At 56.5% G+C, this 16,034-nt stretch carries 15 protein-coding genes; 7 read left to right on the forward strand and 8 right to left on the reverse strand.

The window, feature by feature from the left end:
* Positions 1-141: 141 nt before the first annotated feature.
* The 4 genes from Z946_RS0108745 to maiA all read left to right on the forward strand — a co-directional run bounded on the left by Z946_RS0108745 (position 142) and on the right by maiA (position 4,405).
* Positions 142-2,589 (forward strand): heavy metal translocating P-type ATPase, encoded by a 2,448-nt coding sequence (locus Z946_RS0108745; RefSeq protein WP_025055355.1) that lies wholly within the window; start codon positions 142-144, stop codon positions 2,587-2,589.
* The gene (cueR, locus tag Z946_RS0108750) at positions 2,586-2,978 is read left to right on the forward strand and encodes a Cu(I)-responsive transcriptional regulator (RefSeq protein ID WP_025055356.1); all 393 of its coding nucleotides are present in this window, start codon (positions 2,586-2,588) and stop codon (positions 2,976-2,978) included. The genes Z946_RS0108745 and cueR overlap by 4 nt, the downstream gene beginning before the upstream one ends.
* A 90-nt stretch (positions 2,979-3,068) precedes the next feature.
* The gene (locus Z946_RS0108755) at positions 3,069-3,761 is read left to right on the forward strand and encodes a fumarylacetoacetate hydrolase family protein (protein ID WP_025055357.1); all 693 of its coding nucleotides are present in this window, start codon (positions 3,069-3,071) and stop codon (positions 3,759-3,761) included.
* Positions 3,758-4,405, forward strand: a complete 648-nt coding sequence (gene maiA, locus Z946_RS0108760) for a maleylacetoacetate isomerase (RefSeq protein ID WP_025055358.1) — start codon at positions 3,758-3,760, stop codon at positions 4,403-4,405. The genes Z946_RS0108755 and maiA overlap by 4 nt, the downstream gene beginning before the upstream one ends.
* 6 nt (positions 4,406-4,411) lie before the next feature.
* On the opposite strand, the gene Z946_RS0108765 is transcribed toward maiA, so the two are convergent.
* The 6 genes from Z946_RS0108765 to Z946_RS0108790 are packed head-to-tail and all read right to left on the reverse strand — an operon-like array spanning position 4,412 to position 9,923.
* The gene (locus Z946_RS0108765; RefSeq protein ID WP_025055359.1) at positions 4,412-5,215 is read right to left on the reverse strand and encodes an alpha/beta fold hydrolase; all 804 of its coding nucleotides are present in this window, start codon (positions 5,213-5,215) and stop codon (positions 4,412-4,414) included.
* On the reverse strand, positions 5,208-6,197 hold the full coding sequence (locus tag Z946_RS0108770; RefSeq protein ID WP_025055360.1) for a P1 family peptidase: 990 nt from the start codon (positions 6,195-6,197) through the stop codon (positions 5,208-5,210). The genes Z946_RS0108765 and Z946_RS0108770 overlap by 8 nt, the downstream gene beginning before the upstream one ends.
* A gap of 21 nt (positions 6,198-6,218) precedes the next feature.
* Positions 6,219-6,572 (reverse strand): cupin domain-containing protein, encoded by a 354-nt coding sequence (locus Z946_RS0108775; RefSeq protein ID WP_025055361.1) that lies wholly within the window; start codon positions 6,570-6,572, stop codon positions 6,219-6,221.
* Positions 6,569-8,167, reverse strand: a complete 1,599-nt coding sequence (locus Z946_RS0108780) for an ABC transporter ATP-binding protein (protein WP_025055362.1) — start codon at positions 8,165-8,167, stop codon at positions 6,569-6,571. The genes Z946_RS0108775 and Z946_RS0108780 overlap by 4 nt, the downstream gene beginning before the upstream one ends.
* Complete coding sequence (locus Z946_RS0108785) at positions 8,164-8,979, reverse strand: ABC transporter permease (protein WP_025055363.1); 816 nt, start codon at positions 8,977-8,979, stop codon at positions 8,164-8,166. Before Z946_RS0108785 ends, Z946_RS0108780 begins: the two co-directional genes overlap by 4 nt.
* Positions 8,976-9,923: an ABC transporter permease gene (locus Z946_RS0108790; protein ID WP_025055364.1), complete on the reverse strand. Its 948-nt coding sequence runs from the start codon at positions 9,921-9,923 to the stop codon at positions 8,976-8,978. The genes Z946_RS0108785 and Z946_RS0108790 overlap by 4 nt, the downstream gene beginning before the upstream one ends.
* A 263-nt stretch (positions 9,924-10,186) precedes the next feature.
* Here Z946_RS0108790 and Z946_RS0108795 point away from each other — a divergent pair, with 263 nt between their 5' ends.
* On the forward strand, positions 10,187-10,591 hold the full coding sequence (locus tag Z946_RS0108795; RefSeq protein ID WP_025055365.1) for an HdeA/HdeB family chaperone: 405 nt from the start codon (positions 10,187-10,189) through the stop codon (positions 10,589-10,591).
* 103 nt (positions 10,592-10,694) lie between these two features.
* Positions 10,695-11,810: an acetoin utilization protein AcuC gene (locus tag Z946_RS0108800; RefSeq protein WP_025055366.1), complete on the forward strand. Its 1,116-nt coding sequence runs from the start codon at positions 10,695-10,697 to the stop codon at positions 11,808-11,810.
* A gap of 49 nt (positions 11,811-11,859) precedes the next feature.
* Here Z946_RS0108800 and Z946_RS0108805 read toward each other — a convergent pair whose 3' ends face one another.
* Entirely contained in the window at positions 11,860-13,338 is a 1,479-nt protein-coding gene (locus Z946_RS0108805) for an ABC transporter substrate-binding protein (protein ID WP_025055367.1), read from the reverse strand.
* Positions 13,339-13,468: 130 nt separating this feature from the next.
* On the opposite strand from Z946_RS0108805, the gene Z946_RS0108810 reads away from it, so the two are divergent.
* Positions 13,469-14,719, forward strand: coding sequence for an Hsp70 family protein (locus Z946_RS0108810; protein ID WP_025055368.1), 1,251 nt, complete (start codon positions 13,469-13,471; stop codon positions 14,717-14,719).
* Here the strand turns inward: Z946_RS0108810 and Z946_RS0108815 are convergent.
* A complete protein-coding gene (locus Z946_RS0108815) occupies positions 14,716-15,999 on the reverse strand; it encodes an acetylornithine deacetylase/succinyl-diaminopimelate desuccinylase family protein (RefSeq protein WP_025055369.1) in 1,284 nt (427 codons plus the stop codon). The two genes, Z946_RS0108810 and Z946_RS0108815, sit on opposite strands and share 4 nt — an antisense overlap.
* Positions 16,000-16,034 lie beyond the last annotated feature (35 nt).

The following is a 16,034-nucleotide window of genomic DNA, read 5'->3' on the forward strand; positions in this document are numbered from 1 at the left end:
CTTTCCCGACTTCACATAGCGCTACCACTGACCAAAGCAGCGCCGGTTGGAGAAATAGTAAAGAGTACTATTTCGTACGCATTGACCTTCCAGTTGCTGGAACCTCTATCTAACCGGATATCACCGATCGGGGCGCATGCGATGAGTACGACAGTCACATTACCTATTAAGAACATGCACTGCGGCAGTTGCGTTGGCCGCGTGACAAAGGTGTTAAATTCCGTTCCAGGCGCGCAGGATGTTGCGGTCAACCTTGCGGCTGAAACTGCGCAGTTATCCCCAGAGAAGCCTGAGGTCATTTCCGACGCCTTGGATGCATTGCAGCAGGCGGGCTATCCAGTCGAGACCGCGCACGCCCGCTTGAATATTGCAAATCTCTCATGCGCTTCCTGTGTGGGGCGGGTGACGCGGGCGCTGCAGGATGTTGCGGGCGTCATTGAAGCGCAGGTGAACCTAGCAGATGAGACGGCGAGCGTGACCTTCGTTCCCGGCGTCGTTTCAATTCAGGAGCTTGAAAACGCCAGTACCGATGCCGGATATCCGGCGAAGGCGACTGACAGCGACGACGCGCAGGATCGCGCCGTGGAGCGGGATGCCGCAACCATGCAGCACCGCCGTGACTTTCTGATCGCTGCTGCCCTGACGCTGCCGGTCTTTGTCCTTGAGATGGGCGGTCACTTGATCCCGTCCCTGCATCATCTAATCGGACGCACCATCGGGCATGAGACCAGCTGGATCATCCAGTTTGTTCTGACCACCGCTGTTCTGCTGGGGCCCGGTCGCGGGTTCTTTGCCAACGGTATCCCCGCCTTGCTGCGACGGGCACCGAATATGAATAGTCTGGTCGCCCTTGGTGCCGGATCTGCATGGGCGTTCTCTACGGTCGCACTATGGGTGCCATCCGTAATGCCGCAGGGAACGCGGGCGGTTTATTTTGAAGCCGCGGCCGTTATCGTCACACTCATCCTTCTGGGCCGCTGGTTTGAAGCACGCGCCAAGGGTCGGACAGGTGCAGCGATCACGCGGCTGGTCAATCTGAGCCCGCCAACAGCGAAGGTTCAACAAGGCACCGGCTGGGTAGATACACCGGTGGACAAGCTGCACGTCGGGGATGTGTTCCTCCTCCAACCGGGCGCGCGGGTTCCAACCGACGGAGAAGTTCTTGAGGGTACGAGCTTTGTCGACGAAAGCATGATGACCGGTGAGCCGATGCAGATCGCAAAATCGACGGGTGACGCGCTTACGGGCGGTACGGTTAACGGTGCCGGTAGTTTGACATGTGTCGTGACGAAAGTGGGGAAAGACACCGCACTGGCGCGTATCATCCGACTAGTTCAGCAAGCACAGGGTGCGCGCCTCCCGATTCAGGCTTTGGTGGATCAGGTGACATTGTGGTTCGTGCCTGCCGTCCTCGCCATAGCCATTGTGACCTTTGGTGTTTGGTTCTTTTTCGGACCTGCACCAACCTTGTCCTATGCCTTGGTAGCGGGCGTTTCTGTCCTGATTATCGCTTGCCCCTGTGCTATGGGTTTGGCCACGCCGACTTCCATTATGGTCGGCACGGGACGCGCGGCAGAACTTGGCGTCTTGTTTCGACAGGGGGATGCGCTTCAGTCATTGGAAAAGGTTCGTGTGGTCGCGCTGGACAAAACCGGCACGGTTACTTTGGGCAAACCTATGCTGACATCATTTGACAGTATTGGTGCCGATCCTGGCGATGCATTCCTTGCTTCCATCGCGGCGATTGAAGCCCATTCTGAGCACCCGCTGGCGCATGCCGTGTTGCAATACGCACAGGAGCGTAGAAGCAAACCTCTCAAGGCAAACGAGATTCAGGTTCACACCGGTCGCGGGATTTCAGGCATCGTTGAGGGGCGTAAAGTTACAGTCGGCAATGCAGCATTAATGCAGGAAATGAGCATTGATATTACTTCTTTCGAAAAGAAGAAAAACCACGCCGAAGCCGAAGGTAGTACAGTCTTTTACGCAGCTGATGACAGGCAAAACCTCGCGCTTCTTGTTGTGTCCGACCCAATTCGCGAAACCAGCCGTAAGTCCATTGAAGCACTGCAGGAACGCGGTCTACTGATCGCCCTAATCTCTGGTGACGCGCAGGGAACTGCAGAAGCTGTGGCGTCAAAATTGGGTATTGATCACGTCATCGCAAACGTTTTACCTGAAGGCAAAACTGAAGCATTGAAGGTTTTGCAGGCCGAACATGGCAAGACAGCCTTTGTCGGGGACGGTATCAATGACGCGCCTGTTCTGGCCCAAGCAGATGTGGGGATTGCTATCGGAACGGGTACAGATGTTGCAATTGAAACGGCTGATGTCGTTTTGATGTCCGGTGATCTGCTTGGCGTGGTGCGGGCCTTTGATCTCTCTGGAAAGACTTTGCGCAACATCAAAGAGAACCTGATCTGGGCCTTCGGATACAACGCGCTCTTGATCCCTGTGGCGGCTGGCGTCTTGTATCCTGCATTTGGCATTCTGCTGTCGCCTGCATTGGCGGCGGGGGCCATGGCCTTTTCATCAGTTTTCGTTTTGGCAAACGCGCTGCGTCTGCGTAAGGCGGGAGGTAAGGTATGAACATCAAAGCGGTAAGCGAAGCCACAGGGCTGCCGGTCAAAACCATCCGCTATTACGAGGATGTCGGTTTGATCCAGCCCGGCCGCGGCTCCAACGGGTACCGCGTGTTTTCAGTCAACGACACCCACAAGCTGGCGTTTCTTGCACGGGCAAGGTCTTTGGGTTTTCCACTGGAAAGCTGCCGGACGCTACTGGCGCTCTATGACGATCAGGATCGTGAGAGTGCTGATGTGAAAGCTGTCGCTCTCAGCCATCTGGACGAGATCGATCGTAAGCTGGCAGAACTTCATGCCATGCGCGCCACATTGGGTGATCTGGTAAACTCCTGTTCAGGCGACAGTCGGCCCGATTGTCCGATATTGCAAGATTTGTCCGGAATACCGACGTGACAGGGGGCTGACCATTGACGTGGCGGCGCAGGGCGTGTTCGTTAGGCCCGATCTGCTCAGAAAAGTCAGCCCACAGAAAGGTCCGAACGAATGTACGTATTTGATGCGCCACAACAAGCCAGTCTGGCGGTACAAGGCTCCGAGGACCGGTTCCCGATCCGGCGAATTTTCTGCGTGGGCCGGAATTATGAAGCTCACGCCCGCGAGATGGGGAAAGACCCGACAAGGGAAGCGCCGTTCTTTTTCACAAAACCGGCGGATGCGGCCATCGATGCACCCTGCACAATGCCCTACCCGAAACTGACCGAAGACTTGCATCACGAAATTGAGCTGGTGCTGGCAATTGGTAAGGGTGGCGATGCCATTGCCGAAGAAGATGTGATGGATCACATCTGGGGCGCTGCAGTTGGTCTGGACATGACCCGCCGCGACCTGCAAGCCGAAGCCAAGAAGATGGGCCGCCCGTGGGACTGGGGCAAGGCGTTTGATAACTCTGCGCCCATCGCCGCAATCAGACCTATCGCCAATGTTTTCAGTCTTGAAAAAGGGCGTATCTGGTTGGCTGTGAATGGCGAAATGCGTCAGGACGCGGATATCGAAGACCTGATCTGGTCCGTGCGCGAACACGTCTCGATCCTGTCAAACGCTGTGACGCTGCAACCCGGTGACCTCATTATGACCGGCACACCCGCCGGCGTCGCCTCTGTGGTGCCGGGGGATCTGATCACAGGTGGTGTCGAGGGTGTTGGCGGCCTTGAGGTGACAATCGGACCAAGAGCATGAGCGAATTTGCCCTGCATAATTACTTCCGGTCATCGACATCGGTACGTGTACGGGCAGCGCTGAACCTCAAAGGGTTGGCATTTGACTATATTCCGCTTTCTTTGCTGAAGGGGGAGCAGGCCAGCGCGGCGCATCTCGCGCTCAACCCCTCAGGACTGGTGCCAACGTTGGTGACGCCGCAAGGGTCGCTGCCGCAATCGCTCGCCATTCTGGAATGGCTTGATGAGGTCCATCCTGAACCACCCATTTTGCCCGCTGATCCATGGGGCCGCGCCCGTGTGCGGAGTTTGGCGCATATCGTAGCGCTGGACATCCATCCGGTGAACAATTTGCGCATCCTCAAACACCTTGAGACGGAATACGGCGTAGATGCAGAAGGCAAAGCGGCGTGGTTCCGCAAATGGGCTGGTGCCGGTATGGCAGCACTTGAGGCGCGGTTGGTGTCAGAGCCAGAGACCGGCAGGTTCTGTCATGGTGATCAACTGACCATCGCGGACCTGTGCCTATATGCGCAAGTCCTGAATAATGGGCGATTTGACGTCGACATGACAGGGTGCCCGATCATCAACCGCATCCATGCCGAATGCATGCAAATTCCCGCGCTACAACAGGCCGCCCCCGCCAATCAGATCGACGCGATCTAGTCTCTGTTAAAGGGCATTTGCGTCCAGAAAGCTTGTCAAATGCGCCGCGACCTCTGTCGGGGCGTCCCAGACGATAGAATGGCCGGCATGCTCGATCGTGGCTTCGGTAAGGTCTGGGATCGGTGCAAAGCTGGGGCGCGCCAGATCGGGCGGGATCATCAAATCCTGACCCGCATAGAGCACAAGCGCCGGACACGTAATTTCAGCCATTTTTGCTTTGGGACGGAACGCATGAAAGGCGGCGACCTGGCGCTTCATCGCATCAAATGATTGCGCGTGAGGGTATGCGCGTGCGGCAATCAGCGCCTCCTCGATGCGGGCGGGTTCTTCAAAGAACTGATTGCCAAAGACCCATGGATAAAATGCCCGAAGCCACATTTCCTCCCCTTCGGGGGCACCTCTGATCGCGAGTAAGGTGCTGAACAACGATGCGGTACGTGGGGAGCGGACGCGCCCTGAAGCGAGCACTGTCGCTGTGGCCACGCGATCAGGAACGGTATGCGCGATCTCAAGCGACAAAAGCCCGCCCAGCGAATGACCGGCCACGTGAAATTTCTCATGTCCTAGATGCGCCATTAGCGCCATTGCGTCCTCTGCCATCAAGGCACAGTCGGCAGCTGCATCCTTGGGTTCCGTTCGGCCTGTGGTGCGATTGTCGGGGCGTATGACGGTGAACCGTTCAGACAACAGAGGAACCAGCGGAAGCCACGTCGCATTGTCGCTTAGCATACCGGCCAACAGAAGAACCGGCGGCCCTGATCCGTCAACTTCGTAATGCAGGGTGATATCGGAAAGTTTCAGTTCAGGCATTTAGTGTGCTCCAACAGGGCAAGAGATCATTCGGGGATGGCGAGGCGGCGAACACAGCGCGCGCAATGGCCCGGGCAAGCACCAGCGATGCCGCATGTCCGATCAATGCCACGTCCCCCTGTGGGCGTGTCGCCGTGGTCAATGCAAACACCAGATCGCCGTCCATTGGCGTATGCGCAGGTACCGTCGCGCGGCCGATCCCGTCATGCGCCGCGACGGCGATGCGTTGGCATTCAGCCTTTGATAGGGTCGCATCTGTGGCGACGATGGCGATGGTCGTGTTTTCACGCGGTGACATCGCTTGTACTTTACGACTGTCGCGCGACAGGCCCAGACTGCTTGCCGGATCAGGGCCGTGGCCGCCAAACTCATTGTCCATCTCGAACGGAGCTGCATAGAAATGCCGGTCCCCCGGTGTTGTCACTGCTCCTACCGGATTGGCCGCGACCAAGGCCCCGACGGTGCTGCCGTCTGGGAGGACAAGCGAAGCGGAGCCCAAGCCGCCCTTCATCATTGCGGTCAGGGCACCAGTGCCGGCACCCACAGTCCCGATGTCGAAATCAGTCGCGGCATCATCGTAGGCAGCACGGCCCAAGGCGCGATAGGGGTTCTCATCCCACGCCTTCTCACCGCCGTTGAGCAGATCGAAGAGAATCGCACCTGGAACCAGTGGAATTTTCGCAGGCCCCACTGCAAAACCACGCCCATCCTTGCGCAGTCCGTCCACCACACCCGAACAGGCATCCAGACCAAAAGATGAACCGCCGGACAGTACCAACGCATCGACAGCGGCGACTGATTTGTCAGGGGCCAGCAAATCCGTTTCGCGAGTTCCGGGTGCACCGCCCATCACGTGAACAGAGGCGGTGAAAGGCGCATCGCCGACCACTACGGTTGCGCCCGACTTCAGTGTTTCATCTTGTGCGTTGCCTACGCGAAGCCCCGCGACATCGGTGATCAGGTTCTTTGGGCCGGGGGTCATGGGATGCTCCTTCGGGTCATCTTATAGACGGGATTTAGCGGAAGCTGTCGCTGGATCGCCCGTGTTAGGGACGCCTTTCGGCTCAATCAGGAGGACTTCACATTCCGCTACTGACCGCGGTCTGTGCGTCACTCCCTTGGGGACAACAAATATTTCGCCTGCTTTGACCGGATGTGAGGTCTCCTCGATATCCATTACCATCTCGCCGCGCAGCACCAGAAAGAAATCGTCGGTGTCCTCATGCAGGTGAAACGGAAATTCGCCCTGAAATTTGACGACCATGATATCGTTGTCGTTGTAGTTTGCGATTATGTGCGGATCCCAATGTGTGTTGATCTGGCTGAGCTTTGCAGCAATGTTGACAGGCTTCGTCATGCGGATACTCCGATTTCCGGCAGCACGGGCGCTGCTTCGATAAGCGTTTTTGTGTAGGGATGTTGCGGTTGTTCAAACACGACGCTGGTTTGTCCTTGTTCTACGATTTTGCCGGACTTCATCACCAGAACACGGTCTGTGACCGTTCGGACCACGGACAAATCATGCGAGATGAAGAGGTATGTGAGGTCATAGGAGCCACAAAGTTCGGCCAGCAGGTCAAGGATTTGTGCACGAACGGAAACATCAAGCGCACTGACCGCTTCGTCAAAAACAATCAGCTCAGGCTTGATCATCAAGGCGCGTGCGATAGCGATACGCTGGCGCTGCCCGCCCGAGAATTCGTGGATATATTTCGTGGCGTCCTTGGGGCTCAGACCGACGGCGGTTAATGCCTCGTCGATGGCTCGCTGAAGGTCGGCACCCGTTGGCGCGTGTTCAAGCAGATGGAACGGTTCGGTAATCAACCGGTCAACGCGGTGTCGGGGATTGAAACTGCCGTAAGGGTCCTGAAACACCACCTGTATCTTGCGGCGTACTTCAAGATTGGGGCGACTGCCAGAAAACACGGGCGTCCCACCTAACGTAATCGAGCCTTCCTGAACCTGCTCCAGCCCCAAAATAGCCCGCGTTAGGGTCGATTTTCCACATCCGCTTTCCCCTACGAGTCCAAGACGCTCACCTTTTTGAAGTGTAAAGGACACATCATCGACAGCACGGAAATGCCGTTGTGGACCGAAAAGGCTCGTGCGGGGAAGCGTGTAGTCACGAGATACATTTCGCAGCTCAAGAAGCGGTTCCGGTTGCGGGGATGGGGGCAGGTCCACCTGATGGTTTGACGCAGCAAACAGCGCCTTGGTGTAGGGATGTTGCATATTATGCAGCAACTGGTGTGTCTCGCCCTGCTCTACGATCTCGCCCTTGCGCATGACAACGATACGGTCCGCCATGTTTGCGACGACAGCAAGGTCGTGGGTGATAATCAAAAGACCCATCCCCTCGTCGCGTGCCAGCGACGTAAGCAGATCGAGAATTTGCGCTTGTGTCGTCACATCCAGCGCAGTTGTAGGTTCATCAGCGATCAGAAAACGCGGACGCAGGGCGATTGCCATCGCGATCACCACCCTTTGCCGCTGACCCCCGCTCAATTCATGGGGATAGCGTGATAGTGGGAACCGGTCTTGCGGCAGGCCCACACGTGTCAGAGTCTCAGCAGCCTGTGCCGCTGCATCAGCGCGGCTGGTCTGGGGACTATGCACACGGATCGTCTCTGCGACTTGGGCACCGATTGTCTGCACAGGGTTCAGGGCTGTCATCGGTTCCTGAAACACCATGCCAATGTCATTGCCGCGCAGGTTGCACAGATCGGCCTCTGGCAGACGGATAAGGTCCGTTTCGTTCAGCATGATATGGCCGTTCAGGTCGGCGCCTTTTGGCAGCAGCTGCAGGATTGACATGGCCGTCATGGATTTGCCCGAACCGCTTTCACCGGTAACGGCCACAATCTCCTGTTCGGCAACAGACAGGGTGACATCGCGCAAAATATCGACGCCATAGATCGAAAGGTTCAGGTTCGAGATCTCAAGCAAGGTCATACGCGGCTGACCCTCAAACGCGGATCAAGCGCATCGCGCAGCCCGTCGCCCATCAGGTTCAAACCCAGCACAGTAAGAATAATCGCACACCCTGGCATCAGTGCCATGTGGGGCGCAATGCTAACCAGTGTTTGCGCATCGGCCAGCATGCGACCCCATGAGGGGGTCGGGGGTTGCGCACCAAGACCAACATAGCTCAGCCCTGCTTCGGCAAGGATGCCCAGAGAGAACTGGATTGTCGCCTGCACGATCAAAAGGTTCGTGACATTGGGCAGAATATGTTCTGCCGAGATACGCATCGCGGATTTGCCTGCCACGCGGGCGGCCAGGATGAATTCACGCTGCCAAAGCGATAACGCCGCACCGCGGGTAATGCGGGCGAATACAGGGATGTTGAAGATGCCGATGGCAATAATGGCATTAATCGCACCTGCGCCGAATATCGCGGTGATCAGGATCGCGATCACCAGACTGGGAAAGGCAAAGACCAGATCGTTACCGCGCATGATAATCTCATCCACGAGAGAGCCACTTCGCGCCGCCGCCCAAAGCCCCAGCGGTATGCCGAGAGCCATTCCAATCCCGACCGCGACCAGCGCCACTGCGATAGAGGTGCGCGCACCGACCATGATCATGCTCAGGATGTCGCGACCGAAATGATCCGTCCCGAGCCAGTGGCCCGCAGACGGGGGCTTGAGTTTGTTGGGGATATCCAGCGCCGCGTGATCAAAGGGCGTCCAGACAAAGCTGATCAATGCGGCCAGCACAAACACCAACGATAGTCCGCTGCCAATGATCAGGTTGCGGTTCATGTGCGGGACCGCAGGCGCGGGTCGACCAGAGCATAGGCAAGGTCGACCAGAAAGTTCACAAGGATCACCGAAAAGACCAAGAGCATCACAACAGATTCAACGACAATCAGATCCCGCGCCGAGATGGATTGGAAAACCAACCGTCCCAATCCGGGCAGATAAAAGACCTGCTCGATAATGATGGACCCTGCAAGCAGGAACGAGAACTGCAAACCGATAATGGTAAGCACGGGGATAAGCGCGTTGCGCACACCGTGCCGCCACAACGCCTGTCGCGCACTAAGGCCCTTGGCGCGCGCGGTGCGAATGAAGTCTTCTCCGAGAACATCAAGAAGGGCGGAACGCATCACCCGCGCAAGAATAGCGGCCTGCGGAAGAGCCAACGCGATTGCAGGCAGAGTTAATGCGTGCAGCCCCGCCCAAAAACCGGCATCCCAGCCGACAAAACCTCCGGCCGCGAACCAGCGCAGATTGATGGCAAAGATCAGAACCAACATCATAGCGAACCAGAAATTGGGCACAGCGACACCTAATTGCGTGGCACCCATCACGCTGATGTCACCGGTTTGCCCACGACGACTGGCCGCATAGATGCCCGCCGGAAATGCGACGATGGTACTTAACGCAAGCGCGTAAAGCGCAAGAGGCAGAGACACCCACATCCGGTCTGCAACCATCTGTGCCACGGGGGTGCGGTAGGTGTAGGACGTGCCGAAATCTCCCTGCAACATCCCACCCACCCATGTGAGATAGCGCTGCACTTTCGACTGGTCGAGACCCAGCTCGGCCCGCAATGCGGTCAAAGTCTCGGGCTGGGCATTCATGCCGAGCATAAAGGAGGCCGGATCACCGGGCGCAATCTCGATCACGGCAAAAATCACGAGGGATGCCACGGCAAGGCTGATGATCAGCGACAGGAGACGTTTCAGTGTGTAGCGCAGCATTTGTGGAAGGTTAGGCGCGGCGCAATCCGGCGTCCAGATGTCTTTGGTAAAATGGACGCAGCTTGTGCCTGGACGACGCCGAAACCGAGAGCATAGCGACATCCAGCCTTATCCGGCTGTAACCCGAACAAGAATTAATCCTCTGAATTAGTTTATATAAAACAGATGGTTAATAGAATAATTTTCGCGCTCTTGAAAATTTTGCGGAACGATTGGGCAATCGGTCGTGTTGTATTCCCAACAGAACATGAGGAGATTACGAAATGACAACGACTTTCAAAACACTTACCGCCGCCGCATTGATCAGCAGCATGTCAGTGCCCGCATTTGCCGCCGCACACATTGATGTAAACAACATGACATGCGCCGATTATATGGACCTGTCACCGGAAGACCAGAACAAGGCCGCTATGATGGCCGTGATGGAATTGAACGACAACGTTGAGCCAGCCGACGGTACCGACCGCGGTACAGAGACAGAAGAAACCGAAGCATCTGAAGAGGGCGCGGAAAACGACGCTGACAACCTTCGCGCCACCGATAGCGCCGATGCGAACGACGACGAAACGCGTATGGAAGAAGAGATCGGTGTGCTGAACCGCACATGTGAGCGTTTCTCTGACGCGACATTGTTGGAAGCAGCTGCCGGCCAATCCGGCGACCGCTAAATCTCAGCGAGAACCAATTGATTTGGGGCACCTTCGGGTGCCCTTTTTCATGTCGTGTGGCAACGTTGTTGGCCTTCCGAGCGACACAGCCTATCTCTTGGCGATGAAACGCCCGCTGTTTATCGGTCACGAGATTTTTCGCCACTCCAGTTACGGGCGTTGGCATCCGCTACGGGTGCCAAGAGTTTCGACCGTGATGGATCTGAGCAAGGCGCTGGGCTGGTTGCCGCCGGATCAGTTTATTACATCACCCCGCGCCAAGCCCAAGGCGCTGACGCATTGGCACACACCTGAATATATAAATGCCCTGCAAAGAGTGCAGGCAGAGCAGAGGGCCAGCGCGCAGGACCATCAACGCCATGACATTGGCAGTGTCACAAATCCTGTATTTCCCGAGATTTTTACGAGACCGGCAACAGCCGCAGGAGGGTCGATCCTCGCAGGGGAATTGCTGCGTGATGGTGGTGTCATCTACAATCCTGCGGGTGGTACGCACCACGGCATGCCGGATCGCGCCAACGGGTTTTGCTACCTGAATGATCCTGTGCTGGCCATGTTGTCACTCAGGCATCACGGCGTACGCCGGATCGCCTATATAGACATTGATGCGCATCATCCCGATGGGGTTGAAACGGGGTTCGGTGGTGATCCTGATTGCCTCATGATCTCGGTTCACGAAGACCGCCTTTGGCCCCGCAGTGGTCCGATTGAAAATGATGCAGGTGGCAATGCGCTGAACCTGCCGGTGCCGCGCGGGTTCAATGACAGCGAAATGGCGTTTGTACGGGATAGTCTGATCCTGCCCAAAGTTGCCGCATTCAAGCCGGATGCCATCGTGTTTCTTTGTGGTGCCGACGGCATCGAAGAAGACCCCCTGTCGCACATGAAGCTCAGCAATAACGCGCATATTGCGGTGTTAAAGGGGTTGTTGGGGATCGCACCCAGACTGCTCGTCTTAGGGGGCGGGGGATATAATCCTTGGTCCGTGGGGCGGCTTTGGACGCAGATTTGGGGGCTACTGAATGGACTGGATGCACCTGATATTTTGCCGGACGCAGCAGAGCTGGTGCTGCGGGCACTGCGTTTCGACGGAAACCGAAGAGGTAAGAATCCGCCGCAACACTGGTTCACTACATTGCGTGATGCGCCACGCGAGGGGCCACTGCGTGAAGAGATTCGCGCTGGCGTAAAGCTATTGCAGCAAAGGTCGGGAATATAAAAAGCCCCCACGAGGTGGAGGCTTCTATTTTATGTCGCCGGATCAAGGTTTACTCTGTCCAGCTAACGCCGGTTAGGTCAGTCGCCTGCGTGGGCGCATTTTCCCAAAGCCCCTGCACGCCTGCTTTGGCAACCGTTGGCAAGGTGAGTTGGAATAGGTAGCCGTTCACATAGTCGCCCGCGATGATCTTCTGCGCGTCAGCCATCATCTGGTTCCGCATGTCAGGATCGGCTGTGGTGTTCAGCTTGGTAATCAGGTCCTGAAACTCTTTGTTGTCATACTGGAAGTAGTAATCAGGGTTTGCGTAAATTCCGATGTCCATCGGCTCTGTGTGGCTGACGATGGTAAGGCCAAAGTTCTTGCCCTTGAATACGGTTTCCAGCCACTGCGCCCATTCGACGTTGGTGATTTCGGCTTTGATGCCCACTTCGGCCAGCTGTGCGGCAATGATTTCGCCACCACGTCGTGCATATGATGGGGGTGGAAGGTGCAATGTGGTCTCGAACCCGTCAGCAAAACCTGCTTCAGCCAGCAGTGCCTTAGCCTTTGCGGGATCATAGGCAGATTGTGCAGTCAGATCGACGTAGGCAGGATTGTGTGGCGCAAAGTGTGTGCCGATGGGTGTTCCCAACCCGAACATCGCGCCATCAATGATCGCCTGACGGTCAATCGCGTGCGCCAGCGCTTCACGAACCTTTACGTTATCAAACGGCGGCATCTTGTTGTTGGTAGACAAGATGGTTTCGCCTTCTGTTGAACCAACGATCACCTGAAAGCGCGGATCAGCCTCGAACTGCGGCAGGTTTTCAGGCGCAGGGAAGCCCGCGAAGACGTCGACATCTTCAGCCATAACAGAGGCAAAAGCCGCTGTCGGGTCAGAGATGAATTTGAACGTCGCTTTCGCCAGTGCGGGGGCATCCCCCCAATAAGCATCGTTGCGGACCAGATCGACCTTGTCGCCCTGTGTCCAGTTTTCGAATTTGAACGCGCCTGTGCCCACGGGCATCTGTTTGATGTTCTCGATGCTTTCGGGCGCGACAATCACGGCATCGCCCCATGCAAGGTTAAAGATCATATTGCCGTTCGGCTCTGACAGCTTCACCTCGACCGTCATCGGGTCGATGACGTTCACTTCGGTGATGGCGGCATAAAGCGCTTTTTGCGCATTTGCGCTGTCTTCGGCACCGATCCGGTCAAGACTGAACTTCACATCTTCTGCGTCCATTTTCGTGCCGTCATGAAACGTCACACCCTCGCGCAGTTTGAAGGTATAGGTCAGCCCGTCTTCGGAGATATCCCAAGACGCTGCCAGACCAGGCACAACGGAGCCGTCGCTCATGAAACGGGTCAGCCCCTCGAACACGTTTGAATAAAGCACGCTATCAATGGCACCCGCCGCAGCAGATGTCGGATCCATGTGAGGTGGCTCAAGCTGGATCGCGACGGTGATATCGTCTTTGGCAAGTGCCGCACCGGCCATCAAAGCTGCAGTGCCGGCACCCAAAAGCAGGTGGCGAAGGTGGAACATGGTGGTCTCCCTTGTTGGTTTGGGATCAGGCTACAGAACTCCGCCAAGCAGCGCCAGTATTTCGGGCAGGGGTTTGCCTTTGGTCAATCTTCCAATTAGGGACGGCATCCTTGAACAAATGAGAACGATTATGTCCGGCACCCTCGGTATCGATTTTGGAACCTCGAATTCGGCGGCAGGTATTTCTGTTGACGGCACACCGCAGCTGATCCCGCTTGAGGGGGATGAACTGACAATGCCGACGGCCGTCTTCTTCGATTTCGAGAGCAAGAAGATGCGTGTCGGTGCCGAGGCCAGCGAAGCCTTGCTGCGCGGAGACGAAGGTCGCTACATGCGCGGCCTCAAAAGCCTTTTAGGCACGCGCTTGATCCGAGAAAGCAGGATGCTCCTTGGAGAGCGGTTGGACTTTATCGATATCATCGCCCGCTTTCTGCACGAAGTGAAGACCAGAGCCGAAACGGCGACAGGCGAGACATTTACAAAGGCCCTGTCCGGTCGTCCGGTCAGGTTTCATTCGGAGGATGACGCAAAGGATGCTCAGGCGCTTGTCGATCTGAAAGAGTGTTATGCCAGAGCAGGTTTTGACGATGTTGCATTTATGAATGAGCCAGAAGCGGCTGCTCTTGCGAACCGTGACGTCATGCAGTCCGGTGATCTGGGTCTCATCGTAGATATTGGTGGCGGTACCTCTGACTTTACCCTGTTCCGTCAAAAAGGTGCGCAGGACATCGATATTCTGGGCAGTTACGGTGTGCGTATCGGTGGTACGGATTTTGACCGCAGGTTAAGCATTACGCGGGTGATGCCGCAGTTGGGCATGGGCAGCCCGATCCGTCACGCTTTTGGCAACGATACGCATCTGGCCCCAAACGGTATCTTTAATGATCTGGCGACCTGGGCAAAAATCCCTTTTCTTTACGGTCCTGACACCATCCGTGCAGCAAAGGATCTGCATAAATTTGCGGTCCACGAGACGCGGCTCGCACGGTTGGTCAAGGTATTGGAGGAGGAGTTGGGGCACGATCTGGCCTTTGCCGTCGAGGCGGGCAAGATTATGGCCAATACACCGGATGTCGAAAATCCGGTCATTCGTGTGGGTATGCTTAAGCGTAAGGCGGTTCTGCCCTTACCGGCCGAGATGATGACCAAGAAGTTATCGGGATTGGCGAATCAGATCGGCGAGGCGGCAGAGGCAACTCTGGCCGAAGCACAAATTGCACCGGATGCAGTGACGCACCTGATCTTTGTTGGCGGCTCAAGCCTGATGCAAGTGGTGGAGAACGCTTTGACCAGCCGCCTGCCATCGGCACAGGTCCATCGCGGCGCGGCGCTGACGGCCATCATCGACGGTCTGGCGCTGGGCACCACGCAGGCGTTCTAGTCTGACTGGGGCAATAGCAAGGTTTCCAGCGCAGCACCCATAACGCAAGCGCTGTCGATCATGTCATCGATGCCGATGTATTCATCGGGCTTATGCGCCAAATCAAGAATACCGGGCCCGTAGGCGATACAGTTCTTCAGTTTGCCAATCCGGTCGATGTGCTTTTGGTCATAACTCCCGGGCGAGGCGACATACTCCGGTGACTTGCCCATCACATCTTCAATCGCTTTGGCAACCGTCCGCACAACCGGCGATTCCTTGTCCGTCATTGAAGGCAGGACTGAATTACGCTCTGTCAGCTCATAGTCGAAATTTGGTCTGCTTTTGCGCAGCCCTTCCAACAGGCCAGTCACCTCGTCACGGACCTGATCCAACGGTTCTTCGACCAGAAATCGGCGATCAATAACGATGCGGCACGAATCCGGCACGCAATGGGCCTGCAATCCGGTGAAACCCGGTTCCGGTTCGTTCTCTCCGCCATGGATAGAATTGATGTTCATCGTTGATTGCCGCGCGCCTTCGGGCACAACTGGCATATCGGTATAGCGTTCTGCCATTGCAGGGAACAGTTTGTCTTCGAACTCTTGCAAGACGGCCCCCATGTGCCGCACGGCGCAATCGCCCAAGAAAGGCATGGCCCCATGCGCAATCTCGCCTTTGGTTTCAATCTCGGCCCACCAACCGCCGCGGTGCCCGAGACAAATCCGGTCTTTGTTCAGCGGTTCGGGAATGATTACGTGCTGCACCTTGTCGGGGCTGAAATGACCGTGCTCTGCCAAATAAGCCACACCGCCATAGCCGCCCGTTTCTTCATCCGCCGTGCCTGAAATCTCGATCGCGCCTGCGAAATCCGGATGCGTTTCTATAAACGCTTCTGCGGCGATGATCGATGCGGCAAGACCCCCTTTCATATCGCAGGTGCCGCGACCGTAAATCTTGCCGTCCGAGATCTCGCCGCCAAAAGGATCAAACGTCCAGCCCGCGCCGACCTCGACCACATCGGTATGAGAATTGAAATGGACGCAATCGCCCGTATGTTTCCCTTCGCGGCGGGCGATGATGTTCCAGCGTGGATACTTGTCGCTGTCCCCGGGTGTCCCGTAGGCGCGAATCATCTGGGTCTGGAACCCGTGACCGGACAGACGTTTCTCCAGATATTCACAAATAAGCAGATAATCCTGACCCGGCGGATTGAGCGTCGGCATGCGGATCATGTCTTGGGTCAGGGCGATCAGATCGTCCCGCTTGGCGTGGATGGCGGCAGAAAGAGGTGTGTTCATGCCGGCATCGTTTACCGTATCTATGCCTTTGGCAA

This window comes from Sulfitobacter noctilucicola (assembly GCF_000622385.1).
GTDB classification, from domain to species: domain Bacteria; phylum Pseudomonadota; class Alphaproteobacteria; order Rhodobacterales; family Rhodobacteraceae; genus Sulfitobacter; species Sulfitobacter noctilucicola.